The organism is Chryseobacterium endophyticum, from assembly GCF_056333165.1.
The window spans coordinates 1-23587 of the sequence record NZ_JBWGXE010000008.1; the positions used below are offsets into that span (position 1 = coordinate 1).

At 41.4% G+C, this 23587-nt stretch carries 24 protein-coding genes and 3 tRNA genes; 13 read left to right on the forward strand and 14 right to left on the reverse strand.

Annotated elements, in window-relative coordinates:
• From AC0N32_RS16130 to AC0N32_RS16145, 4 genes are all read left to right on the forward strand, one after another.
• On the forward strand, positions 1 to 203 hold a 203-nt coding region (locus AC0N32_RS16130; protein ID WP_476394869.1), incomplete at its 5' end, for a hypothetical protein.
• A gap of 145 nt (positions 204 to 348) precedes the next feature.
• Positions 349 to 639, forward strand: a complete 291-nt coding sequence (locus AC0N32_RS16135; protein ID WP_476394870.1) for a hypothetical protein — start codon at positions 349 to 351, stop codon at positions 637 to 639.
• 140 nt (positions 640 to 779) lie between these two features.
• The gene (locus AC0N32_RS16140) at positions 780 to 1136 is read left to right on the forward strand and encodes a hypothetical protein (RefSeq protein ID WP_476394871.1); all 357 of its coding nucleotides are present in this window, start codon (positions 780 to 782) and stop codon (positions 1134 to 1136) included.
• A 215-nt stretch (positions 1137 to 1351) separates the two neighbouring features.
• A complete protein-coding gene (locus AC0N32_RS16145; RefSeq protein WP_476394872.1) occupies positions 1352 to 1783 on the forward strand; it encodes a hypothetical protein in 432 nt (143 codons plus the stop codon).
• Positions 1784 to 1919: 136 nt separating this feature from the next.
• On the opposite strand, the gene AC0N32_RS16150 is transcribed toward AC0N32_RS16145, so the two are convergent.
• Entirely contained in the window at positions 1920 to 2651 is a 732-nt protein-coding gene (locus tag AC0N32_RS16150; protein WP_476394873.1) for a DNA-binding domain-containing protein, read from the reverse strand.
• Between the two features lie 129 nt (positions 2652 to 2780).
• Positions 2781 to 4106, reverse strand: a complete 1326-nt coding sequence (locus tag AC0N32_RS16155) for a hypothetical protein (RefSeq protein WP_476394874.1) — start codon at positions 4104 to 4106, stop codon at positions 2781 to 2783.
• Between the two features lie 1152 nt (positions 4107 to 5258).
• Here AC0N32_RS16155 and AC0N32_RS16160 point away from each other — a divergent pair.
• Positions 5259 to 6890 carry a M1 family metallopeptidase gene (locus tag AC0N32_RS16160; protein WP_476394875.1) on the forward strand — a complete coding sequence of 544 codons (1632 nt, stop codon included), beginning with the start codon at positions 5259 to 5261 and terminating at the stop codon, positions 6888 to 6890.
• 125 nt (positions 6891 to 7015) lie between these two features.
• Positions 7016 to 8872 carry a M61 family metallopeptidase gene (locus tag AC0N32_RS16165; RefSeq protein WP_476394876.1) on the forward strand — a complete coding sequence of 619 codons (1857 nt, stop codon included), beginning with the start codon at positions 7016 to 7018 and terminating at the stop codon, positions 8870 to 8872.
• Between the two features lie 269 nt (positions 8873 to 9141).
• Here AC0N32_RS16165 and AC0N32_RS16170 read toward each other — a convergent pair whose 3' ends face one another.
• The 3 genes from AC0N32_RS16170 to pepE all read right to left on the reverse strand — a co-directional run bounded on the left by AC0N32_RS16170 (position 9142) and on the right by pepE (position 12460).
• Positions 9142 to 10293 (reverse strand): sensor histidine kinase, encoded by a 1152-nt coding sequence (locus AC0N32_RS16170; RefSeq protein WP_476394877.1) that lies wholly within the window; start codon positions 10291 to 10293, stop codon positions 9142 to 9144.
• A 7-nt stretch (positions 10294 to 10300) separates the two neighbouring features.
• The gene (dacB, locus tag AC0N32_RS16175; RefSeq protein WP_476394878.1) at positions 10301 to 11671 is read right to left on the reverse strand and encodes a D-alanyl-D-alanine carboxypeptidase/D-alanyl-D-alanine endopeptidase; all 1371 of its coding nucleotides are present in this window, start codon (positions 11669 to 11671) and stop codon (positions 10301 to 10303) included.
• A 96-nt stretch (positions 11672 to 11767) separates the two neighbouring features.
• Entirely contained in the window at positions 11768 to 12460 is a 693-nt protein-coding gene (pepE, locus tag AC0N32_RS16180; RefSeq protein ID WP_476394879.1) for a dipeptidase PepE, read from the reverse strand.
• A 184-nt stretch (positions 12461 to 12644) separates the two neighbouring features.
• On the opposite strand from pepE, the gene AC0N32_RS16185 reads away from it, so the two are divergent.
• The 3 genes from AC0N32_RS16185 to fsa all read left to right on the forward strand — a co-directional run bounded on the left by AC0N32_RS16185 (position 12645) and on the right by fsa (position 14763).
• The gene (locus AC0N32_RS16185) at positions 12645 to 13223 is read left to right on the forward strand and encodes a tetratricopeptide repeat protein (RefSeq protein WP_476394880.1); all 579 of its coding nucleotides are present in this window, start codon (positions 12645 to 12647) and stop codon (positions 13221 to 13223) included.
• 337 nt (positions 13224 to 13560) lie between these two features.
• The gene (locus AC0N32_RS16190) at positions 13561 to 13743 is read left to right on the forward strand and encodes a hypothetical protein (protein WP_476394881.1); all 183 of its coding nucleotides are present in this window, start codon (positions 13561 to 13563) and stop codon (positions 13741 to 13743) included.
• 366 nt (positions 13744 to 14109) lie between these two features.
• Positions 14110 to 14763: a fructose-6-phosphate aldolase gene (fsa, locus tag AC0N32_RS16195; RefSeq protein ID WP_476394882.1), complete on the forward strand. Its 654-nt coding sequence runs from the start codon at positions 14110 to 14112 to the stop codon at positions 14761 to 14763.
• 63 nt (positions 14764 to 14826) lie between these two features.
• Here fsa and AC0N32_RS16200 read toward each other — a convergent pair whose 3' ends face one another.
• The 5 genes from AC0N32_RS16200 to AC0N32_RS16220 all read right to left on the reverse strand — a co-directional run bounded on the left by AC0N32_RS16200 (position 14827) and on the right by AC0N32_RS16220 (position 19984).
• Positions 14827 to 15387: a sugar O-acetyltransferase gene (locus tag AC0N32_RS16200; RefSeq protein ID WP_476394883.1), complete on the reverse strand. Its 561-nt coding sequence runs from the start codon at positions 15385 to 15387 to the stop codon at positions 14827 to 14829.
• A gap of 112 nt (positions 15388 to 15499) precedes the next feature.
• Positions 15500 to 16801 carry a hypothetical protein gene (locus AC0N32_RS16205; protein ID WP_476394884.1) on the reverse strand — a complete coding sequence of 434 codons (1302 nt, stop codon included), beginning with the start codon at positions 16799 to 16801 and terminating at the stop codon, positions 15500 to 15502.
• 28 nt (positions 16802 to 16829) lie between these two features.
• On the reverse strand, positions 16830 to 17732 hold the full coding sequence (locus AC0N32_RS16210; RefSeq protein WP_476394885.1) for a GLPGLI family protein: 903 nt from the start codon (positions 17730 to 17732) through the stop codon (positions 16830 to 16832).
• 63 nt (positions 17733 to 17795) lie between these two features.
• Positions 17796 to 19613: a M56 family metallopeptidase gene (locus AC0N32_RS16215; RefSeq protein ID WP_476394886.1), complete on the reverse strand. Its 1818-nt coding sequence runs from the start codon at positions 19611 to 19613 to the stop codon at positions 17796 to 17798.
• A 5-nt stretch (positions 19614 to 19618) separates the two neighbouring features.
• Positions 19619 to 19984 (reverse strand): BlaI/MecI/CopY family transcriptional regulator, encoded by a 366-nt coding sequence (locus tag AC0N32_RS16220; protein ID WP_476394887.1) that lies wholly within the window; start codon positions 19982 to 19984, stop codon positions 19619 to 19621.
• A gap of 271 nt (positions 19985 to 20255) precedes the next feature.
• Between AC0N32_RS16220 and rpiA the strand changes: the two genes are divergently transcribed.
• The 3 genes from rpiA to AC0N32_RS16235 all read left to right on the forward strand — a co-directional run bounded on the left by rpiA (position 20256) and on the right by AC0N32_RS16235 (position 22006).
• The gene (gene rpiA, locus AC0N32_RS16225; RefSeq protein WP_476394888.1) at positions 20256 to 20936 is read left to right on the forward strand and encodes a ribose-5-phosphate isomerase RpiA; all 681 of its coding nucleotides are present in this window, start codon (positions 20256 to 20258) and stop codon (positions 20934 to 20936) included.
• A gap of 164 nt (positions 20937 to 21100) precedes the next feature.
• On the forward strand, positions 21101 to 21682 hold the full coding sequence (locus AC0N32_RS16230) for a hypothetical protein (protein WP_476394889.1): 582 nt from the start codon (positions 21101 to 21103) through the stop codon (positions 21680 to 21682).
• Between the two features lie 117 nt (positions 21683 to 21799).
• Positions 21800 to 22006 (forward strand): hypervirulence associated TUDOR domain-containing protein, encoded by a 207-nt coding sequence (locus tag AC0N32_RS16235; RefSeq protein ID WP_476394890.1) that lies wholly within the window; start codon positions 21800 to 21802, stop codon positions 22004 to 22006.
• 26 nt (positions 22007 to 22032) lie between these two features.
• Here AC0N32_RS16235 and AC0N32_RS16240 read toward each other — a convergent pair whose 3' ends face one another.
• The 4 genes from AC0N32_RS16240 to AC0N32_RS16255 all read right to left on the reverse strand — a co-directional run bounded on the left by AC0N32_RS16240 (position 22033) and on the right by AC0N32_RS16255 (position 22856).
• Positions 22033 to 22443 carry a hypothetical protein gene (locus tag AC0N32_RS16240; RefSeq protein ID WP_476394891.1) on the reverse strand — a complete coding sequence of 137 codons (411 nt, stop codon included), beginning with the start codon at positions 22441 to 22443 and terminating at the stop codon, positions 22033 to 22035.
• A 120-nt stretch (positions 22444 to 22563) separates the two neighbouring features.
• Positions 22564 to 22636, reverse strand: a tRNA-Met gene (locus AC0N32_RS16245).
• Positions 22637 to 22671: 35 nt separating this feature from the next.
• Positions 22672 to 22744 (reverse strand) — tRNA-Met (locus AC0N32_RS16250).
• 39 nt (positions 22745 to 22783) lie between these two features.
• Positions 22784 to 22856 (reverse strand) — tRNA-Met (locus AC0N32_RS16255).
• A 101-nt stretch (positions 22857 to 22957) separates the two neighbouring features.
• Here AC0N32_RS16255 and AC0N32_RS16260 point away from each other — a divergent pair.
• On the forward strand, positions 22958 to 23569 hold the full coding sequence (locus AC0N32_RS16260) for an L-threonylcarbamoyladenylate synthase (RefSeq protein WP_476394892.1): 612 nt from the start codon (positions 22958 to 22960) through the stop codon (positions 23567 to 23569).
• Positions 23570 to 23587 lie beyond the last annotated feature (18 nt).

Genomic DNA, 23587 nt, shown 5'->3' on the forward strand with positions numbered 1-23587 from the left:
TTCGTCTCCCGGTGGCTTCGACTCCGCTCAGCCACCGGGCACTGGAAGCAGCAATCCCGCAATCTTTCTCAAACCACACCACCAAAAATTCTTTGAATTTTGTCGCCCCTCCATGGGAGGGGAATTTTTACGACGGTCTTCTTACGGTGGACTTTGGGGTTACTGTTACAGGGAAATGGTGGTCTCTGTTGAGTGGTGGCTGAGGTAACTCGAAGCCACCAGTCCTGCCAGTGCACGCGGGCCTTCGAGAGCCTCAGGCCCCGAAAGTCGACCAGTATTGTCATTGTAGGAATCCCGACCTCGCCGATAACATGCGCACGGAAACATTCGTATTGAGATCCTTTCAGGATGACAATTGCAGTGGTAATGCACCCTTTCTCATCTCACAACGACTGCTTCACAATTCCACTCCATTGGAGGGGTGGCGGAAATTCCACAGGAATTTACGACGGGGTGGTTTATGACGCTGCCATACGTGAAGCCACCAGTCCGAAATCTTTAAACCACACCACCAAAAATTCCCTGAATTTTTGTCGCCCCTCCATGGGAGGGGAATTTTTACGACGGTCTTCTTACGGTGGACTTTGGGGTTACTGTTACAGGGAAATGGTGGTCTCTGTTGAGTGGTGGCTGAGGTAACTCGAAGCCACCAGTCCTGCCAGTGCACGCGGGCCTTCGAGAGCCTCAGGCCCCGAAAGTCGACCAGTATTGTCATTGTAGGAATCCCGACCTCGCCGATAACATGCGCACGGAAACATTCGTATTGAGATCCTTTCAGGATGACAATTGCAGTGGTAATGCACCCTTCCTCATCTCACAACGACTGCTTCCAATTCCACTCCATTGGAGGGGTGGCGGAAATTCCACAGGAATTTGCGACGGGGTGGTTTATGACGCTGCCATACGTGAAGCCACCAGTCCTTAAGCTTCGTCTCCCGGTGGCTTCGACTCCGCTCAGCCACCGGGCACTGGAAGCAGCAATCCCGCAATCTTTCTCAAACCACACCACCAAAAATTCTTTGAATTTTGTCGCCCCTTCGGAGGATGGGAATTTTTTCGACGGTCTTCTTACGGTGGACTTTGGGGTTACTTTTACCAGGAAAATGGTGGTCTCTTTTGAATGGTGGCTGAGGTGACTCGAAGCCACCAGTCCTGCCAGTGCACGCGGGCCTTCGAGAGCCTCAGGCCCCGAAAGTCGACCAGTTATTGTCATTCGTAGGAATCCCGACCTCGCCGATAACATGCGCACGGAAACATTCGTATTGAGATCCTTTCAGGATGACAATTGCAGTGGTAATGCACCCTTTCTCATCTCACAACGACTGCTTCACAATTCCACTCCATTGGAGGGGTGGCGGAAATTCCACAGGAATTTGCGACGGGGTGGTTTATGACGCTGCCATACGTGAAGCCACCAGTCCTTACGCTTCGTCTCCCGGTGGCTTCGACTCCGCTCAACCACCGGGCACTGGAAGCAGCAATCCCGCAATCTTTCTCAAACCACACCACCAAAAATTCTTTGAATTTTGTCGCCCCTTCGGAGGATGGGAATTTTTACGACGGTCTTCTTACGGTGGACTTTGGGGTTACTGTTACAGTCAAAGTGGTGGATTTTATTGAGTGGTGGCTAAGGCTCTCGAAGCCACCAGTCCTTACACTCAGCCACCAGCCCACAAAAAACTCCGGCCGGGAAAGTTCCCGGACCGGAGTCAACACAGTTGATGAAAAAACCATCTCCAGGATGGAATATTTTTGTGCTAATCTAAACCTCAATACAGTATAATATAATTTCAGTATTAGGGTAGGTTTGTTAGAACAAGCCGGTTGCATGCTCCCTTGCAAACCTCTTGCAAGCCTCCTTGCAAGATCCTTACACGCCTCCTTGCAAACCTCTTGCATGCACTGATGCAATCCGCTTGTTATTCTACGGCTAATTCTCTGTCAAAGGTTGCGACGCGAGGCTCCTTTAGAATAATACTGCCTGCATATTGCGTTATGATCTCTATTCTATAAGTTCCTGCTGCTAATTCAGGAATCACCACGATAAGCTCCGAAGGATTATTGGTCACGATATCACTGGCTTCTACTTTAGTTGTTTCCTGTGAAGCGGCGTTGACGAAGAATACACCCACCGAAGGGTCTTCGCCTGTTACCTTAATCTTGCTGCCCGCAATTTTCAGGTTTCTGCCCGGGGTAAGCAGGTCGTTCACCGAACCGCTTTTTACATCCGTGACCTGTAAGATCACTGCTGAAGATTCTGCTACTCCTAAGATATTTACCTCGATGTTGGGGATCTCAGCGCGGAGCTTCTCGCCCTGGTTGAACTGGAAGATGATGCTGTGCTTGTCTTTGTTAAACGTCTCCGATGGGCTGTCGAACACCCCGCGGATGGTGGTGATTGCGGTGAAGTACCCGGTGTTTACAGAGAAGCCGTCACAAAGCTGGTACGCCATTTCCTTAAGAAACAGCTCGGTGGCGTGCTCCATAGACGAAGCCGAGATGTCTGCCCCGCCACGGGATACCGCTGCCTGGCAGATCTGCTGGACATTGAGGCTGCGCTCGCTCGTCGTGCGCGCCGTGAAGTCATTGGGATTGTCTTTCGTTAAAACGTTATCGTACAGATACGCTTTGATTTTATGTAATACTGACATTATACTTTTGTTTTAAAATGATTGTTGGTTTTAAAACCTTCAAGGTTTTGGAAACCTGTGAGGTTTATAACATTTATTTATATATAGTTAAGAATAGCAACCCAAGATATTGGTGTCGGGTTAAAATTCTTACGGATGGATATATGTTAGAGTTAGGCTTCCTGAACCACTTACGGTAGTGGCAGGCGAACAGCCATAACAGGCATCAATATAAGAACTATAGGTATTCTGTGTTAAAGGATTTGAACTATTATTGAAATTAGCACTTTGGCCGTTAAGTAAGTGTTGCCCAAAGAAATCTATATAACCATGATTGTATCCCGTTATGGTACACGATGCTGAACCTGTGGTAACGTAATTTCCATTTAGCGGCACCCACACGGATGAAGGAACGGTACTGGCATAATTTAGACTCGGATCATTAGATGAATAACTTTGATAGACATTAAAAGAACCATTGTTTCCACCGTTTGTAGAACTGATCGTAAATGAATAAGAGGCAGTATATCTTACTCCAAATTTAACCGTGCATCCTGCTTGAGTGGTAAAAGACACCATCCCTTTATCGATACCGGTATAAGTTCCCGAAATCGAATAGGTTAAATTCCCTGACGAAGAAATTGGGTTGGTATTAGTAAGCGTAAATGTTAATCCATTAGACGTATAAGATTCTGCGGGAAGATTTCCTGCACCCATCGTATAAGGAATCGAATAAATAGCACTGTACGCTGTTCCGGTACGAAGACCATTTGTTCCTATGGCAGGACTTACACTGCTCCATTGTCCGCTTGCACAGACCACATTAGGAGGGATTGTTACTGTTTTAGCAGTACTTAAACTTAGTTTCGTCCATGTTGCTGATAATGTTCCTGAAGAAGCCGGAGTTCCGGATAAAGTATAAGTTACCGTCACTGTTCCTCCTGCTATCAAAGTACTTGAGGTAGGACTTACCGAAGCTACAGAAAGACCGGTAACGCCTGAAAGCACAAGATCTGACGTACTGAAAGCAATAGTAGCCGTACTAAAGGAATTATTGGTCAGGGTAACCGTAAATGTGTTAGAAGCCGTCATGGTCGTCCCTGCTTTGTAAGTTCCGTTAAGAGCGGAGGATGAAACCACTACCGAAGGAACGGAAGAGTTGGAAAGCTTCTGCCAGACACTTCCGTCAAAATAGTAATATCCTTCCGCGGTAATATTAGCCGTTTTTGTGCTGGGAGAAGCAACCGCTGAAAGAGCGTAAACAATCGCTCCTTTCTGAGCGGTGTCGTAGTTCGCATCTTTCCCTTTGATGTCAATGCCTTCTAATCTTGGGGCAATAAGTCCTTCGGCGGTGCTGGTACCTGTAGATTTGGCGGTAATATCAAGGGTGGCTTTAGGAGAGGTATTATTAATCCCCACCTGAGCGAACAAATTAAGGCTGATAAATAGAACAGCCACTGTAATAATGTTTTTCATTGTTTATGTATTATAAGTTGTTAATGTTTAGATTACTTTATTTATTGAACACAAAGTGCACAAAGGTTTTTTTTAATGCATTTTGCTTTAAGTTTCACAAAGCCGCTTCGCTTATAAGAGCATTTAATTTTATTACTTAGCCTTGCGCCCTATTCTTTTTTGAACACGAAGACCACTAAGATTTCTTTTACATTCATGCTGCTTTAAGGTTCACAAAGCCGCTTCGCTTATAAGAGCTCACGCAGTAAACCATTAAAGATGGACGACCACTCATCGTACCGAACACCGGGCATTCCCATCCTGCGGAGGGGTGGCGAAAATTCAACGAATTTTTGACGGGGTGGTTGTATCGATCATCATTTAATTTTATTACTCAGCCCTTGTGCCCTATTCTTTTTTGAACAAAAAGTACACAAAGGTTTTTTTAATGCATGATGCTTTTAAGTTTCACAAAGCCGTTTCACTTAGAAGAGCTTGCGGAGGCTGGAACACAAAGACCACTAAGATTTCTTTTGATTACATGATGCTTTAAGGTTCACAAAGCCGTTTGACTACGTCGAATCTTCGATTTCACTTAGAAGAGCTCGCAGAGATTGAGTTTCGTTTCCGGATTTGCTATGCTAAAGGTATTCGTGCTATTCGTGCAAGATCATTCGTGCCGTTTGTGTTTAAAACCAGGCGGAGGACGGCTGAAGTGGCTTGCCGTAATCTTTAAACGAAAAGATTTATTACTGAAGATAAAGCGTAACGTTTTTACGCAGAAATGCAGGAATACAGGAAGTCGTGGAAAGCTAATCGTTTGGTTTTTCATCATTTATGAAAAGTAGTCTTAGTTTGACTACATATGTTCTCAAACTCCTAAGAATCAGTAGGGTTTATGGTATCGGGAATTTGGTCAAAATGCGTAAAAATGACCGTTTTTTGACAAGATTTGCCATTTAACATATTAAAAAACAAATGATTATTGTTGGGGTGTAATAATAAAATATTTACATTTGTCAAATAAAAGTAGTCAAACTAAGACTACTTTTTTTGTCCCTTTAATAACTATTCTAAAGTGCCGGAAAATTCGATACAGATCCAGGCAACAAATTCTTTTTTCACCTTTATAATCAATTAATTTTCTATTTTTGAAGGATTAATTTAATTCAGATGAAAAAACTTTCATATACCGTGCTGCTGGTTTCGGGGCTGGCTTTTGGCCAGTTTTTTGAGAAGGGCAAAACCTTTACGAAGCAGGACACTTTAAAAGGCTCCGATACCGCATTCAGAAATTTCTGGGATGTAAAGAAGTACGACCTTTCCGTAGAACCGGATTTTGAGACCAAAAGCATTAAAGGAAGCAATAAAATAAGCTTTGAGATCACAAAGGATGTGAACAACCCTACATTCCAGATCGACCTGCAGCAGCCTATGAAAGCCGATAAAGTGGAAGCCGGCTTTCTTATCGCAGAATATAAGCAGGATGGCGATTTTATCTGGATCAAAACCAACCGGGCGTTTAAAAAAGGTGAAAAATATTCGATTGACGTCACCTATTCCGGAAACCCGACTATTGCAAAAAATGCGCCCTGGGACGGCGGCTGGGTTTTCACCAAAGACGAAAAAGGGAATCCGTGGATGAGTGTTGCCGATGAAGGCATCGGAGCTTCCATCTGGCTTCCCACAAAGGATATCTGGAGCGACGAGCCGGATAACGGCATCATCATGAAAATCATTACCCCAAAAGATCTCGTGGGCGTAGGAAACGGAAGGCTGATCAGCAAAAAAGACGAAGGCAGCAAAACAGCTTACGTCTGGGAAGTGAAAAACCCCATCAATGCCTATTCCATCATTCCAAACATCGGTAAATATGTTAATTTTAAAGATACTTTTAAAGGCGAAAAAGGAAAGCTCGACCTCGACTACTGGGTCATCGATTACAACCTTGACAAAGCCAGGAAACAATTTGAGCAGGTAAAGCCGATGCTTTCTGCATTCGAGTACTGGTTTGGCCCGTATCCTTTCTATGAAGATTCGTATAAGCTTGTAGAATCCCCTTACCTGGGAATGGAGCATCAGAGCAGCGTTGCGTACGGAAACCATTACCAGAACGGTTACCTGGGAAGAGATCTTTCCAACACCGGTGTCGGGCTGAAATGGGACTTTATCATCATCCACGAAAGCGGCCACGAATGGTTTGCCAACAATGTGACGGCAAAAGACCAGGCCGATATGTGGATCCATGAAAGCTTCACCAATTACTCCGAGGTTTTATTTATCGAAAAGTACATGGATAAAAAATCAGCAGACCTCTACGCGCAGGGAATCAGGGGAACGATAGAAAACGACATCCCGATCATCGGGAAATACGGTGTGCGAAATGAAGGAAGCGGCGATATGTATGCGAAAGGAGCCAGCATGCTCCACACGATCCGCCAGGTTATCAATAATGATGATAAATTCAGGCAGATCCTGAGAGGCATCAATAAAGATTTCTATCATCAGACGGTCACTACCCGGCAGATTGAAGATTATATTTCAAAGAAATCGGGCATCGACTTTTCTGGAGTCTTCAATCAGTATTTAAGATCAACGAAAATTCCGACCCTTGAATATTACCAGAAAGGAGAACAGCTCAGGTTCCGCTATACGAATACGGCAAAGAACTTTAAGCTTCCTATACGAATCGATGGCGAACAGACCATAAATCCTACAGAACAGTGGCAGACCGTAAAACTGAACAAAGGAAACCCCGTACAGTTTAACAAGAACTACTATATCAATTTCCAAAAGATACAGTAACCGCAAAAATATACTGAAGACAAATCTCTACCCTAAGGGATTTGTCTTTTTTATGAAAAATTTATTACACTCCTTCGTAACAAAATAAAGTTTTCAACAACTATTTAACTATAATCTTAAACTCAATGAAAAAAATAGCACTTAGCTTAGGCGTTTTAACGGCGTTTCTGGTGAATGCCCAATCGATTAAAACCACCATCGATCTTGTGAATGTAAAAGACGACAAGGTGGCTGTAACGATGGAATTCCCAAAAATGAAATCGGGTGATGTGAAATTCCATTTTCCGAAAACCGTTCCCGGAACCTATTCCGTCGACGATTACGGAAGGTTTGTAGAAGGCATCAAATTCTTAGACAACAAAGGAAAGGAGCTTACATTTACCAAAGTGAATGACAATACCTATGCTCTGAAAAATGCCCAGAACTTATCAAAAGTCACTTACCTTGTCAACGACAGTTTCGATGACGAAATGGACACTTCAAAGCACAAAGCGGTATTCTCGCCTTCCGGAACGGATATTGAAGCCGGAAAGGTTTACCTTATCAATACCCACGGATTTGTAGGCTATATCGACAATATGCAGGATGTTCCTTACCAGCTGGTGATTCAGAAACCTACCGATTTCTACGGAACCACAGCGTTGGTAGACCAGGACAAATCTGAAGCTACCGATACCTTTACCCTCGCTAATTATGCAAAGGTGACCGATTCACCGCTCATGTACACCAAACCGGATTACATCACCTTCAATGCAGGCGGGATGGATCTTGTGCTAGGCGTATATTCCCCGACAGGAAAGTATAAAGCGGCTGATTTTAAAGATAATCTTGAGAAAATGGTCGTGGCCCAGAAGAAATTCCTGGGTGATATGAACACCAATAAAAAATATGCGATCATGCTTTACCTTGCAGGAGGCGACGGACCGCAGATTAAAGGTTTCGGCGCTCTGGAACACCATGAGTCCACGAGTGTCGTATTGCCTGAAATGATGCCGAAAGAAGCGATCGACAAAACGATAACCGACGTTGTTTCCCACGAGTTCTTCCATACGGTAAATCCTTTGAAAACGCATTCTGAAGAAATCCATTATTTCGATTATGCGAATCCTAAAATGTCTCAGCACCTCTGGATGTACGAGGGCGGAACGGAATACTTCGCCAATCTCTTCCAGATCCAGGAAGGGTTGATCACCAAAGAAGAGTTCCTTCAGAGAATGAACGAAAAGATCACCAACTCGAAGAATTACAACGATACCATGCCTTTCACGGTGATGAGTAAAAACGTTCTTCTTGACGAATATAAAGATCAGTACAGAAACGTTTATGAAAAAGGTGCGCTTCTGGCGATGTGCCTGGATATCGAACTCAGAAAGCTTTCCAATGGGGAAATGGGGTACCGCGATATGATCAGGAAACTGTCCCAGCGATTCGGTGAAAACAAGCCTTTCAAGGATGACAAGCTGATCGATGAGCTGGTGACCGTAACGGGTTATCCGCAGGTAAAGGATTTCTACAATAAATATATTGCAGGAAGCCAGCCTACACCCTACGCACAATATCTTAATATGGTAGGGGTAGAAATGAAAACGCAGGAAACGCCGCCAATCTTCTGGTTCATTAAAGACCCGAACCAGACCGGGTATGATGAGAAAACGAATGCCTTTGTATTTGATGAAAGCTCTGCCCTGTCTCCTTTTGCGAAAAGCATAGGGTTTAAGATCACGGATAAGGTTGTTGCTTTGGACGGCAAAACCATCAACATCCAGAATATACAGGACTTTATCAATTATTCCAAAACCATTAAGGATGGACAGAATGTTACGGTAACCGTTCTGAGAGACAACGCTGGAAAGCCTGAAAAAATGGAACTTAAAGGAAAAGCGGTTCTTGATAAAATGACGATAGAGACCCTACAGTTTAAAGCCAACCCGACACCGGAAGAAAAGAAGCTTCAGGATCAGTGGCTCACGGGAAAGAAATAATTTTCAATAAAGAAATCAATATTAAAGCGGGGAATTTTCTCCGCTTTTATTTTTGGATCTTTTCCTGTTTTTCGGATCAGTCTTTTGCTTCTAATAGCTGTCAGGAATGATTTTATCGCAGCCGGTAAAAGAATTCACGGTAGCTTTTGATTATTGATTCGCATAGCAATTCGGCTTTGCAGACCACCCCGTCAAAAATTTCTTTGAAATTTTCGCCACCCCTCCAGAGGAGTGGAATTATAAATCAGTTATAGCAGTCGAGCTACCTATCATTTCCTGATGGTAATTCTGAATGTCGTGCCCTTCCCTACTTCGGTCTGTGCGATTTTAATATCGCCGTTATGATACTCCTGCACTACCCTTTTTGCGAGTGACAGGCCTAATCCCCAGCCGCGTTTCTTGGTAGAATATCCCGGTTTGAATGCATTTGCAGCCTGCTGTTTGGTCATCCCGCTGCCGTTATCCTGTACTTCAATCACGATGTTCTTCTGGCGTTCGGTAACAGACATCGAGATAGAACCTTCGCCTTTCATGGCATCTACTGCATTTTTTACCAGATTCTCGATCACCCAGCTCATCAGAATTTTGTTGTGGGGAACTTTAATGGTGTAACCGGGAAGATGTAATCCGAAATTAATCTTTTTCGAAATACGTGTTTTCAAATAATCATAATTATCGCTGATCGTCTTATTGAGATCCATATCATTCAGCTCCGGAACCGAGCCTATTTTTGAGAACCTTTCAGAGATGGTTTTCAATCTTTCGATATCTTTCTCGATTTCACTGATGCCTTCGGAATCGGGATCGTCAAGTTTCATAATTTCCATCCATCCGATCATGGAGGATAAAGGCGTTCCGATCTGGTGTGCGGTTTCCTTCGCCAGCCCGGCCCAGAGGTAGCCTTCGTCGGTCTTTTTAATGGTCCGGAAGAACCAGAATGAAAAGAGGAAATAACACAAAATAAAAAAGCCCAGGATGTAGGGAGAATATCTCAGATTATTCAGCAACGGAGAATTGTCATAAAAAACGATCTGCTTATCTCCTTTGGTAATTTCGATCTCGATGGGAGGATAGCTCTTTGCCATCTTCTTTGCCATAGCGACAATTTCACCGGAATCATTTTCTACATCTTTCGGCAGGTTCTTATGCTCGATCACATTGTCCTTTTCATCCAGGATGATTACCGGAATCGTGGTATTGGAACTGTAGATCTGTAACAGCAATGCCTGGATTTCCAGGTTGGGATTATCTACTTCCTGCTGAAACTTGAGGGCACTCACGAGAATATCCACCCTTTTGATCTCTTCCTTTCTCAGGAAATTAATCAGGATGGTGGAAGCAATCACAATCGTAAGGACAACGATCGTCATCAGTACAAATATGATCCAGTTATTCAGCCTTGCAAATATTGATTTTCTCAAAGTACATTTATTTTAAAACCGTCAGGATCTTCTGTAATTCAGCGCTCCCACTTCCCTGGTAATTGTTGATAATGATCGAAAACACATACTTCTTTCCGTCTTTGGAAGTATGGAAACCTGCGAAAGATTTAGTATCTCTCATCGTTCCGCTTTTCATTTTCATGCCGTTGTCCTGGGTAGGAAAACCATCATAATAAGATTCGAACCACGGCTGCTTTTTCGCATACAGCAATGCCTGAACTTCCGCTTTTGCCGCGACATAATTCTGTGGGGAAAGACCGCTTCCGTCGGCGAAATTGATCATATAAGGATTGATGCCCTTTGACTTCCAGAATTCCTTTAAGAAAGCCACGCCGGTTTTAAAGGACGGATTTCCTTTCTTTTCTTTTGCCAAGGTTTTGATTAAATTTTCACCGTAGAGATTGATGCTTTTCCTTAAAAACCAGTACACGATCTTATCCAGCGTTGGAGATTCATAGGTGAAGATCACCTTATTTTCAGCAAGCTGCTGTGGCTTTTTACCTTCGATTTCAAGCTGCGAATTGGTGACCACTTTTCCTGAAATATCGATGCCCGAATCCTTTAACCATTGCTTAACCTCAACACCTAATTGCAAGGGCGGGTTTGGGGTAGCTCCGGAAACGGTCACTGTTTTTGCAGGCAACGTCCCATTGATCAAAGCAACATCGGAATGGGGTGCTGTGAAAATAAGACTCTGGTCTGAATTCCCTCCTACTTTTACATCATTGAGCCAGTTTACCCCTTCCAGAGGATAAGAAAAACTTTTAAATTCATTTCCGTTGATGTTGATATCAAATTGGTTTTCGCGCCAGTTGACTCCCCAGACGCCGGCTCCGTAATAATTGCCGAGATCGTCCCACGGCCATCCCCCCGGAATAGTCTGGTGATCGAAGTAAGAATCATCGATAATGAGGTCGCCCGAGATTTTATGGATTCCTGCTTTTTTTACCGCTTCCATTAATTTCTGTTTAAAGTTTTCCGGCTTGTACCCGTCATACCTCCAGCTTCCTAAGGTAGGATCTCCGGTAGAGCTGATGATGAGGTTCCCGTTCAGAGTACCGGAAGAAACCGTTCCCGAAAAACCGGAAGTCGTTTTATAAGTATAGTTTTTACCTAAAACTTCCAAAGCGGCCGCTGCGGTAAATATCTTCTGTGTCGAAGCGGTGGAAAGCCCTTTATTTCCCTGGTATTCGTATACCAGGTTCCCGCTTTCATCCGAAACATAGAATGACAGATTAGACGAAACAGCTGCGGAAGAGTTCATCAGGTTTTTGGTTGCTTCATCCAGTTTTTGGGATATATTCTGTGCAAAAACCAGTTGTGTTGACAGGGTAAGAACGGCGAGTGTTTTTCTCATTTCATTTAGTTTTTCTCATACGGTGGCCATTGTGAAAACAACGAATCTGATTTCTGTCCTAATGACCCATTCTTTATTTCAAATATAACCAAAAAATTACAGTTCGCTGCCCGGTTTGATCTCGTAGGGCTCCTTATTTTTTTCAAAAATCCTGGTCAGCTCAGTGCCTTCTACAGAGATGTGGTCACCTTTTCTTCTGATCCAGTTTCCTTCCCGAAGGCCTACGACTTTGAGGTCATTTTGGGTTAAGAATTCTTTAATTCTGGTTTCGCGGGTCTCTCCGTTATGTTTTAAATCCGGATTCGGATCTAAATAATGTGGGTTGATGTTGAACGGGACAAGCCCCATGCATTCAAAGCTCGGCGGATAGACGATCGGCATATCGTTCGTGGTTTTCATATTCTGTCCTCCGATATTACTTCCGGCACTGCATCCCAGGTACGGCTTTCCTGCTTCAACATTGCTTTTCACAACAGACATCAGATTTTCTTCGTGAAGGGTTTTCACCAGCAAAAAAGTATTTCCTCCGCCTGTAAAATATCCCTTTGCTTTGTTTAAGGCTTCTGTTTTATCGTCAAATTCGTGGAGACCTTTTACTTTTATGTTGATGGTTTCAAAGAAAGAACGTGCTTTTGCCGTATAATCGTCATAAGAAATCCCTCCCGGCCTTGCAAAAGGAATAAATATGATTTCGTCAACACCTTTATATAATGTAATCAGTTCTTCCTTCAAATAATCAAGGTATTCTCCACCGAAAAGCGTGGATGTAGAGGCTAATATAATATTCATCGGTATAATTGTCATTAAAATTATTGCTGACAAATATAAGTCATATGCCGTTTAATCTAAAAATAATATAAAACACTGCAAAAACCCGTTAATTTTTTCAAAAAAAGCTTAATGAATCTAAAATATTAATCTTTCTGGAATTATTATTGAATTTTATTCTACACAATTGAAAAATATTAGAATTATGAAAATGACTAAAATGAATATCAGAAACCTGTTTTTAGGTCTAATGTTAGCAGGAGGAGCCACTTTTGTGAGTGCACAAAATACCAAAACCGACACTGTAGCAGCGAATGCAACAACGGCTACGACAGCTACAGCCGCCACTACCACCCAATCGTCAAATCCTGCGGTTGATGCTTTAAAGAAACAAGTAGAAGCTAATCCGAAAGATACGGAAGCACTGGCAAAACTAGCGGGCGCTTACCAGGAAGCTTCAGACTGGACCAACGCCGTTGAAACCTGGAAAAAGGTATCGGTACTGGTTCCTGACTGGGCACCGTCCTATTACAGCCAGGCTTATGCGTACCAGAACGCTAAAGACGATGCTAATGCCAAAATGGCATACGAGAAATACATTGCTACTGTAAAACCTGAAGAGGTAGAACAGAACAAGAAAAACCTGGCATATGCGTATTTTTATATCGCTTTCTCAGAACAGCAGTCTAACCCTGATAAAGCCAAGGAACACATTGCAAAATCTTTGCAGTACGACCCGAGCAATCAGGATGCTATAAAACTTAGCCAGGCGTTGAATTCATAAATCGTGAATTTATACTGAAAAGAGGCTGTCCTAAAGTTTTAGGACAGCCTCTTTTTGCTACCGGAAATGGACCAAGTCTGTTTATGATGCATAAGAGCAATATCTTTGTAGCAGAAAAACAATAGAATATTGCAAGCATGTCTTAGGTGTGCTATAACAAGATAGAACTCCGACGGAGTTCTGGTACAAGATGGTGATATTGATCTACACAGATATTGTTCCGATGGAGCAAATTAGAATGATGCCGAGCTATAAAATGATTATTTAAAAATACTAACTGTGAGATAAAGCAGTGGCTATTACAAAAAAAGACTAACTTTTAAAACAATCTCTTTTTTTGTTCCATAACGACCCGAAAGTTCCGTGCAGGCTGCAGGAAGTTTTCGGGGGTATCCGAAAGTCTGCTGCATGGTGCAGGAGGTTTTCGGAGGTTCCCGAAAGTTTGTCGCAAGGGTGTAATGACTTTTCGGAGGTTCCCGAAAACCTGTTGCACGGGTGCGACGGACTTTCGGATTATTGATTAGGATTGAATAAATACTGATCATCAATAATATTGGACGGTTTTCCTTATGCTCCCGCTGATTTTGCTGATTTAGCAGATTATTCTTTAGATTAAATCAATAAAGCTTGCAATATTAATGAGAAATAATACTTCAATATGATTTTTTGGCTAAAGCCATTTGGATTACATTTGGTTGTGGAAGGCGGACTAAAGTCCGCCTCTATTGATCAAATGATTCCCAGATTTAACAAATATATCTTCGCTAACTCAACCCTACTCTTATCCTTAACTTTAAACCTTTAACCTCCCTCCGTAATCTTCCCCATTTAAATTTCTCTTACCAAAAAGGAATGATTATCTTTGTAGTACATAAATCTGTAAAACATGAAATTTTTTATTGACACTGCTAATTTAGAGCAAATTAAAGAAGCTAAAGATCTTGGAATTCTTGATGGGGTTACCACGAATCCGTCATTGATGGCTAAAGAAGGAATTCAGGGTGCTGAGGCGATCAAAAACCACTATAAAGCTATTTGTGAGATCGTAGACGGAGATATTTCTGCCGAGGTGCTTTCTACCACGTATGAAGAGATGATTAAAGAAGGAGATGAATTGGCAGCCATCCACCCGAACATCGTGGTGAAGATCCCAATGATCAAAGACGGAATCAAAGCGTTAAAATATTTTTCAGATAAAGGAATAAGAACCAACTGTACATTGATCTTCTCTCCGGGGCAGGCTCTTTTGGCAGCGAAGGCCGGAGCAACGTATGTTTCTCCTTTCCTTGGAAGACTTGATGATATTTCAACGGACGGACTGAACCTAATCCAGGAGATCAGACTGATTTTTGACAACTATATGTATGAAACTGAGATTTTAGCGGCTTCTATCCGTCACGCTATGCACATCATCGACTGTGCGAAGATTGGTGCCGACGTGATTACGTCACCGCTTCCTCCGATCTTGAGCCTTCTTAAGCATCCATTGACAGATAACGGACTGGCTCAGTTTATCGCAGATTCACAGAAACTGGCTTAAGCATAAGCTTTCGTTTTCAATATAAAACCATGGCTCGGAAACTTTGTTTCCGAGCCATGGTTTTTATCCCCCGATATTTTTTACAACCTTGCAGGGATTTCCTACTGCTACTACGTTGTCGGGAATATCCTTCGTCACGATGCTTCCTGCCCCGATCACAGCATTGCTGCCTATCGAAACGCCGGGAAGGACGACAACATTTCCGCCGAACCATACATTGTCACCGACCGTTATGGGATGGGCAGTTTCCAGTCCTTCATTTCTCTGTTTTGCGTCGATGGGGTGATTTGCCGTGTAAAACCCACAATTGGGACCGATAAAAACGTTGCTTCCGAAGGTCACTTTTGCACAGTCTAAAACCACGAGATGATGATTGGAATAAAAGTTTTCGCCCACTTCAATATTGTAGCCGTAGTCGCACCAGAAGCTCGGTTCTATACAGATATTCTTTCCTGTTTTTCCCAATATTTTTTTTAAGAGTGCTTCACGCCCTTCGGAGTCTGAGTTCTTAAGCTGGTTGTATTCGTGGCAGAGGTCTTTGGCAGCTATTCTTTCATTGATAAGTTCCTGATCATAATTGGCATTGTATAAAAGCCCTTTTTCGCATTTCTCCTTTTCTGTCATATTCTTATTTTGATTGGTTGATTTAATTTTAAAGATAATAAAAAGAAACAGGATGAAAGATCACTTCACCCTGCTTTTATTGTAAAATATGTCATTGCAACTTCTCAGAAGATCATTGCTTAACAAGAATATAATTGCCGTTTTTTTCGTCTTTTTCTATCCTATAATTACTGTTGAGCTTTAGGATCCATCCATCACCTTCAATGGTTGTGGCATTTATCTTTTCAGGGATACTGACTGATATCCTATTCCAATCTGAAGAAACCAGTGCGGCATTCTTTACTTCGAGAATCCCCCAATTATCTGTAACTCTTATATTGGGATAGACGGTTCCCTGATTTCCAAGAGAAAATATATTTCTTGGATCAAATGACATGTTCATCTTTTCAAAGACGATTTCGAAATGAGGCTTTTCAATAAATTTAGTTTTATAATCTGCTATTTTTTCCTGTATTTTTTCGTCTCGTAATGTTTCCTGAGCCATAATGGAAGCTCCATTGTATTCTTCAATGATCTTTTCCGGAATAGATTCCACATGAGCGGGCATTTTTATCTTTAATTTTTCGATAAAGAAATCCGTTAAATTTGTTTTGGCTGATATCTGCCGGTTCCAGGTTTTATTTTTCAGGCTTAAAAGATATCCGTATATCGGCGTGGTCACATAAGCAAATGATCGTACATAGGTAGGATTTATCATAAAATTGTCCAGATCATTGATAAAATGTTTCTTTATCTGTTTTTTATTTCTGCCGCTCATGGCAAAACCGGTATATTCCGCGATGCCTTCATTAAGTTCAAGCTGATTTTCAGTATCACCTGATCCCGGAAAAAGTGCGTTTCTATGTTTCCTGAATATTAAAGCTTGCCTCAGATGGCCGTTCTGCTCCTTTGATGTAGCGGAAAGAACTGCTTTTCTGAGCGCTTCCAGTTCCAGCCGAAGGTATATTCTGCCCTCTTTATTCTCAAGATGATTGCTTTCCTTGTTGTTTTGGGAAAAACCCAGTGATGACTGAACCGTATGGAATAGCTCGTGAACCGAGAGATTAACCCTTTCATATTTGTCGTCAGGAAGAGGAAGCATAATCATTGCCCAGACTTTGCCTCCCCACTGAACCGAAGTATTGGCAATATTAATGGTGTCAGGAAGCACGCCCTGATAAATATTCTCATCAGGTTCCAGAACATGGTTCAGATCGGGATTATTGCTGTATAATTGACGCGTCACAGGGTCAACGAGGAGAATGTTCCCGTACAAATCCCTGTTCCAGATTCCAAATCCATGCTCAGTTGCTTTTTTAATTTCCTTAAAATAGCCGGAAATATACACAGGATCAAGAGGCTGCTTTGCCTGTCCCCAAACTGTTATACTGTACATGTAGCAGAGAAACAGAGAAATGGATTTTTTAAGCATCATTTAATTTGTATTTAAATTCCAGGAACCTCTATTTTACTAAATCCGGCTCGATGGGATTGTTATTTTTGGCTAAAGATTCCTTGGCTCTTTTTTCCATTTCCCTGAACACCTGATTAGGGTCTGACATTTCTTTGCCGTCCGCCGTTTTTACTTTAAAAGTGACCTTTGACGTATCGGTATTCCCCATCATCATTTCCCGCATATTTTTGGTAGGATCGTTGACGTACGCCTTCCATGCTTTCCTGAACTGGTCTTTGGTGACTTCCAGTTCTTTGCCTCCCATCCCGAAAACGCGCATATTTTTTGGCAGCTCGAGTTCTTTCTCTTCACCGGTGGATGCCGGTAACGTCTTGTTTCCGACCAGGGTCATGATGTGCGAGCCTGTGGTGTCTTCAATCTTTACGATCAATCCCGGCAAGCCATAGAATTTATACGGACCGTCCTGAAACGGAATATCGGTGGAAAACCAGGCTACCCAGTCTCTTCCTCCAAAACTCGTGGTTGCTTTTTGGGCATTGTATTCGCCGATCTTCTGTTTGTCGGCCAGTATTTTCCATTCCGGCTTTTGATCTTCTTTGATTTTATATCTGTCGGAAGAGATATTTCTGAAAAGATAAGTCGTAAAATCCGGGTATGTTTTGGTGACTTTAAATGAAACGATTCCCTGTTTTTCGTTCCTGTTGATATTGATATTTCCGGAAGATGACCGGATCTGCTTTTCCATCTCTGCCTGGTTGGTGGAATCTGAAACGTATTTATCGCGGCTGTAATAGCGGGATCCCTTCTGATCGATGTCGAGATACATCATTTCATTTTTCACATCGCTTTTATTATTGGAATCCGGTATAAATTTATATTCGTAGAAAAAACGGTTGATCTGTGCATGCGCAGCAACTGTAAAGCATAAAAAAAGAAGTACGATATTTTTCATTGGTAATAGGTTTTAAAAAAAAGCTCTGTCAATTCAATGGTATTAACAGAGCTGATGGAACTTTTATCTTCTTGTTTCGATTCTGATTTCTCCTGAAGTATTTTCTCCGGTTAATCTTTTTTTACTGATATTCATACTCTTGATCTTTGCCGGATCGAGAGCCTGCATATCTTTTTTTGTGGAAAGCTTTCCGTCGATATAGACCGTCATATCTTCTTCACCACTGGCATTTTTGATTCCTGATGCGATGATTGATTTCCCGTTGCTCCGGATTTTCACACCATCCGTTCTAAGCGTGAGGCCATTGATCTCTGGGGAATTATTAAAGGTACTGCTGTATATGAATGCTCTTCGGTTACCGTCAAGCGCTCTTCTTTCTGCTTCCAGTTTTGCTCTTTCGCCTTCAAGCTTGGCCCTTTTCGCTTCAAGACGTGCTCTTTCTTTTTCAAGTTTTGCTCTTTTCTTAGCGGTTGCCACCGACTCTTTGGTGTTTGGTCCATACATTTTCAGAGATTTCTCCATTTCCGGGGACCAGTTTATATCACCGGTTCCCTTAAAAGTATAGAGCTTTACATTGGGCGCATTCGGCGGGGTTGGCGGCGTATCGGGGAAATCGAATTTAAAATCTGACATTTCACGGATCGTGGGCTCACCTTCGGTAACAATTTCCCAGTCGACATTCGTTTTTACCTTATTGTTGATTTTAAAATCGCTCCCTAATTTCTGCATCATTTCCGCATCACTGATCTTTACGGCCTCTGAAGCCAATGCCGCTATTTCTTTAACCTTCACCTGAAACTCTTCACTTTCAGGCTTCAGCTTTTCCAGACCTTTACTCTTTTCGGCAATATCTTTATTTAATGCTGAAATTCTTTTTTGATTTTCCTTCAGATCTTTTGGCGATAAGACTTCATTCTCCTTTGGTGATTTTGGTGTAATCGTATCTTTTTTTAAGATGGGTTTATCTTCTTTTTTAATTTGAGAAACGGCTTTCTCAATCTCCATATTGGTTGCTTTGATTTCCTGATTTTTGGCGTTCACCAGGTAAGCGAAAGCTACTGAAAATACCACCGGTAATGCAAAAATTCTGCGCGCATACCCGAATTTGGTTTTAGGTTTTTGTAACATTTTTAATCGTTTTTTTAGATTTGAACTAAGAAACGGACTGGTGGCAGGCAACGGGTTTCCGGAAAAGTGGCTTGCTAAAAGCATCTGCGCAAATGCTTGGGTGTCCGATTTTTTTACGGCCTTTTTATCGGCCAGGTATTCGTGAATTAAACTAATTTCCTTTTTAATGATATGAAAAAAAGGATTGAACCAGAAAACAGAGGTAATGATCTCGATAAAGATTTTATCGAATGAATGTTTCTGCTCAATATGTACCATTTCATGCTTTAAAATCTGCTTTCCGATATCCGAATTGAGGGTAATGGAATTCTTCCAGAAAAGATTTTTGAAGTACGAAAACGGGGCTTCGGTAAGGTTGGTACGGTAAAAATTGATACCGTCAAAGCTTTCTCGCTGAAACTGTTTTTTTAGCTGCTGGATTTTGATAATTCCATAGATGAATCTTCCTAAAAAATAGCAAGAAACCAGTCCCAAAGCTGAAAAAATAATTCTAAAATAAGGGTAATCATGGGTTGGGTTTTTATGGTTAAAATTCTGTACCGTATCTATTAACTTATAGATATCATTGCTTACCTCAATGGTAAAATCCTCGATCTTTATCAAAGGAAGCAGCAACGATATCAGCATCGCAAACAAAAGATAAAATCTGTTGTAATGATGGAATGTCTTGTCTTTTAAAGACAACTTATAATACAAAAACATTACACCTGAACACAAAATAACTTTTCCGAAGTATAAAAGTACAGTTTCCATAGGGGTTAGTTTTTCTTTTTAAGTTCGTTCAAAAGCATTTCAAGGTCTTCCACGGTCATTTCATTTTTTTCCACAAGAAATGAAACTGCACTCTTGTAAGAACCTTTGAAATAATTTTTTACCAGGCTTTTCATGGTTTTCCCGGAATACTGTTCCTTCGATACCAATGGAAAATATTCATGCTGTCTTCCATATACATTGTAATCGACAAAGTCTTTTTCCTTCAATACCTTTAAAATAGTGGAGACGGTATTGGTATGAGGTTTCGGTTCGGGAAATAAGTCGAGGACATCTTTCAGAAATCCTTTTTCCAGTTTCCACAAATATTGCATTACCTGCTCCTCCGCTTTTGTTAATGTCTGAATCTTCATACTTTTTATTTATCATTATAGCGATCATCATTCACGATCTGATATCACTAAGAAATTAGTTATACAAATGTAGAAATAAAATCGAATCAAACAACTATTTTTTTAGTGATAAGAATTTGGTTCATATAATTAGCTGAAAATGAGTGTAATAAATTTTATTAAAATTTTGTTAATTTTTAAGTATAAATTTATTCCCTGTTTTAATTCGTGAAAGAGTGTGCTATTTATTCTAAATTCTTAAATTGAAGAAAAAATCGTTATCATCATCATAATGAGAAAAGATTTAGAAAAGGAAAAACAGCTTGCAGCAAAAGAAGCCGTTAAATATTTAAGTGACCATACCGTTATAGGTCTCGGAACCGGTTCAACCATCTATTATGCCATCAAAGAAATTGCAGAGTTTGTTAAAAACGGGCTTCGGATCAGGGCTGTTCCAACATCTGATAAAACACAGGAATTAGCGGTTTCCCTGGGAATTCCCATTATTGATATTAACACGATCGATACAATTGACATAACGATTGATGGCGCAGATGAATTTACTAAAGACTTAACATTAATCAAAGGTGGTGGAGGTGCCTTGCTTCGGGAAAAAATTGTTGCATCGATGACAAAGGAAGAAATAATTATTGCCGATTCGTCTAAACACGTGGAAAAGCTTGGTAAATTCAAGCTGCCGATTGAAGTAATTCCTTTTGCATCAAAATATGTAGAATCCAAAATTCGCGACTTACAGGGAGAAGGAAATATTCGGTTTGTTCAAAATCGTCCGTTTTTAACAGATGAAGGCAATTATATCATGGATGTAGATTTTGGTTTCATTACCGATCCTTCAGAACTGTCACGTACCATGAATGAAATTGAAGGTATTGTAGGGCATGGCTTATTTATCAATCTTGCCCAAAAAGTGATTATGGGAAATGATGATGATATCATTGTATTTGAAAAATAATTTTAATTCGCCTGCCATATAGCTTGAAAAAAAAGTATCAGACCATCATTTTTGCAACGATGAACAATTAATATTAAAGATTTGTTAAAATTTATTAAATAAAATTAAAATGAATTTGTCTTAACTCAGAAAATATATTTATTTTAGTGCTTTAAAAATTTCTCATGAAAAGATATAATTTGTTAATTGTACTATTACTACTGATTTTTAATGTAACGACCGCTCAGAAAAAAGGTTCTCCGGCAGCGGATTTCAGTGCAATAGGTGAAGCTAAGACCAAGATTGAAAATACCGTTCCCCTTGTTATTAAAAACTTAAAAGAGATCAGTGAAAAAGAAAGTGATCCTAATATTCTTTCCAACGGAACAGCAGCCCTGGCAAAGGAATACGGAAAAGTAGAACTTGAATGGCGTCTTTACCGAGGAAATATGAACAACTGTATCCTCAACAACTCTTCCAAGAAAGCAAAAAAGTGCATGGAATATCACAACTCAATGTTCAGAGGGACACTGATCAATTACAACAATTATATCACCAACCTTACCCGTAAGAACGGATATCTTGGCGTAGAGGGCGATACTAAATTTGATTTTAATCCTTCTGAAATCACCACAAAACTAAGCGAGTCTTACTTTAACGGAAATGATGCGGCAGGCAGAATGAAAGGAATGCAGAAAAAAGAATTTATAGGCCAGACCATGGCTGATGATAATGCGTTAAAGCCTTTCAACCAGCTGGTACCATAAATCACCGATTTAATTTAATATATATCATCCCGCTTTTTCAGGCGGGATTTTTTTTTGGACCGCCTCACTTCAGTATGGCACAATAATTATTGTTATCATCATAACCAAATCAGAAAAATGAGCACATTAAAAAAAGGAGACATGGTAAAATGGAGATTCAGCAACGGAGAAACCCACGGAATCATTACCAAAGTACACAAAAAAGATTTTGTATTTATGAGCAGGCAGCGCAGAGCTTCAGAAGAAAACCCTCAATATGAGGTAATGAGCGAGAAAACCGGAAAATCTGCCGTACATAAGGCTTCAGCCCTGAAGAAAATGTAATTGCCACAGCTTGCTGTGGCAATTTTTCATTTGATCTTATCGTAAATAAATTTCGTGATCACCGCCCCGAAGAGATAATAGGCAACCGTCATAACTTTCTTCTGATTGTTTTCCGCAACCGGGGCATCATCAAGTCCGAGTTTCTCAGGAAGAAAGATTGTCCCCAATCCCATGGCAACTCCTGATGCCAGATTAAAGCCGGCTGTTGCAGTCGCCGCGTAATACATTCCGTTTCCGATCACATCACCGGCGAGTGTCGCGGCATATAGCTGATCGTGGCTGGTAACTTTAGCATCTACCTTATCCAGCGCTTTGTTTAAAGCTTCTTCTCCCACTTTATTAATCTCGGGAACATTATCGAAATTCTTTCTGATCACTTCATGCAGAAGGCTCAGCGCAACAGCACCGCCCAAACCTGCCAGGATTTTTTTGTACATAATATTGTTATTTATGGTGTATACTATTATTCTGCATAAATTGAGCCATTAAAATAACAACAGATACCACTTGTAGTATAAAAAAAAGAGTATTGCCTGTTGACAATACTCTCTCTGTAGTAGCGGGAACCGGACTCGAACCGATGACCTTCGGGTTATGAGCCCGACGAGCTACCTACTGCTCCATCCCGCGGTGTATTTTTAAAACGCCACCGTTAGCGTTCTTAGTAGCGGGGACACGACTCGAACGTGCGACCTTCGGGTTATGAGCCCGACGAGCTACCTACTGCTCCACCCCGCGGTGTATCTTTTGTAACGTCACCGACAACGTTAATCTTAGTAGCGGGAACCGGACTCGAACCGATGACCTTCGGGTTATGAGCCCGACGAGCTACCTACTGCTCCATCCCGCGATATTGGATTGCAAATATACGACTTATTTTTTAAAATCCTAATTTTTCTTTTAAATAAAGGGATTTTACCAAAACTATCTTAATATTCGTATCTTTGGGCTATGGCAAAAATATTGAGAATATACCCCGATAATCCTCAGGAAAATCTTATGAATGAGGTTATTAAAACATTAAATAATGGTGGACTGATCATTTACCCTTCTGATACGGTGTACGCTTTAGGTTGCAATATTTTTGATATAAAAGCAATGGAAAAGCTGGCACAGATCAAAAAAATGAAACTGGAGAAAGCCCAATTCTCCATTATCTGTAATGACCTTAGCCATCTGTCGGATTTTACGCGGCCTATCGACACTTCGGTTTTCAGGTTCCTGAAAAGCCACCTTCCTGGCCCGTTTACCTTCATCCTGGATGCTAATAAAAGCTTACCGCTGGCGTACAAGGGACATAAGACCATCGGTATCCGTGTGCCGGATCACCCGATCCCGCAGCTGATCGTTGAGAAGCTTGGCCATCCGATCGCCTCGACTTCCATTAAAGACGACGACGAGATTATTGAATATTCTACCGATCCTGAGCTCATCGCTGAAAAATATGATCACCTGGTAGACATTGTGATCGATTCAGGATATGGGGATAATGTCGCTTCCACGATTGTCGATCTTACTTCAGGAGAGCCGGAACTCATCCGTCAGGGAAAAGGAATCATTTAAAGACATTTTACCATTTAG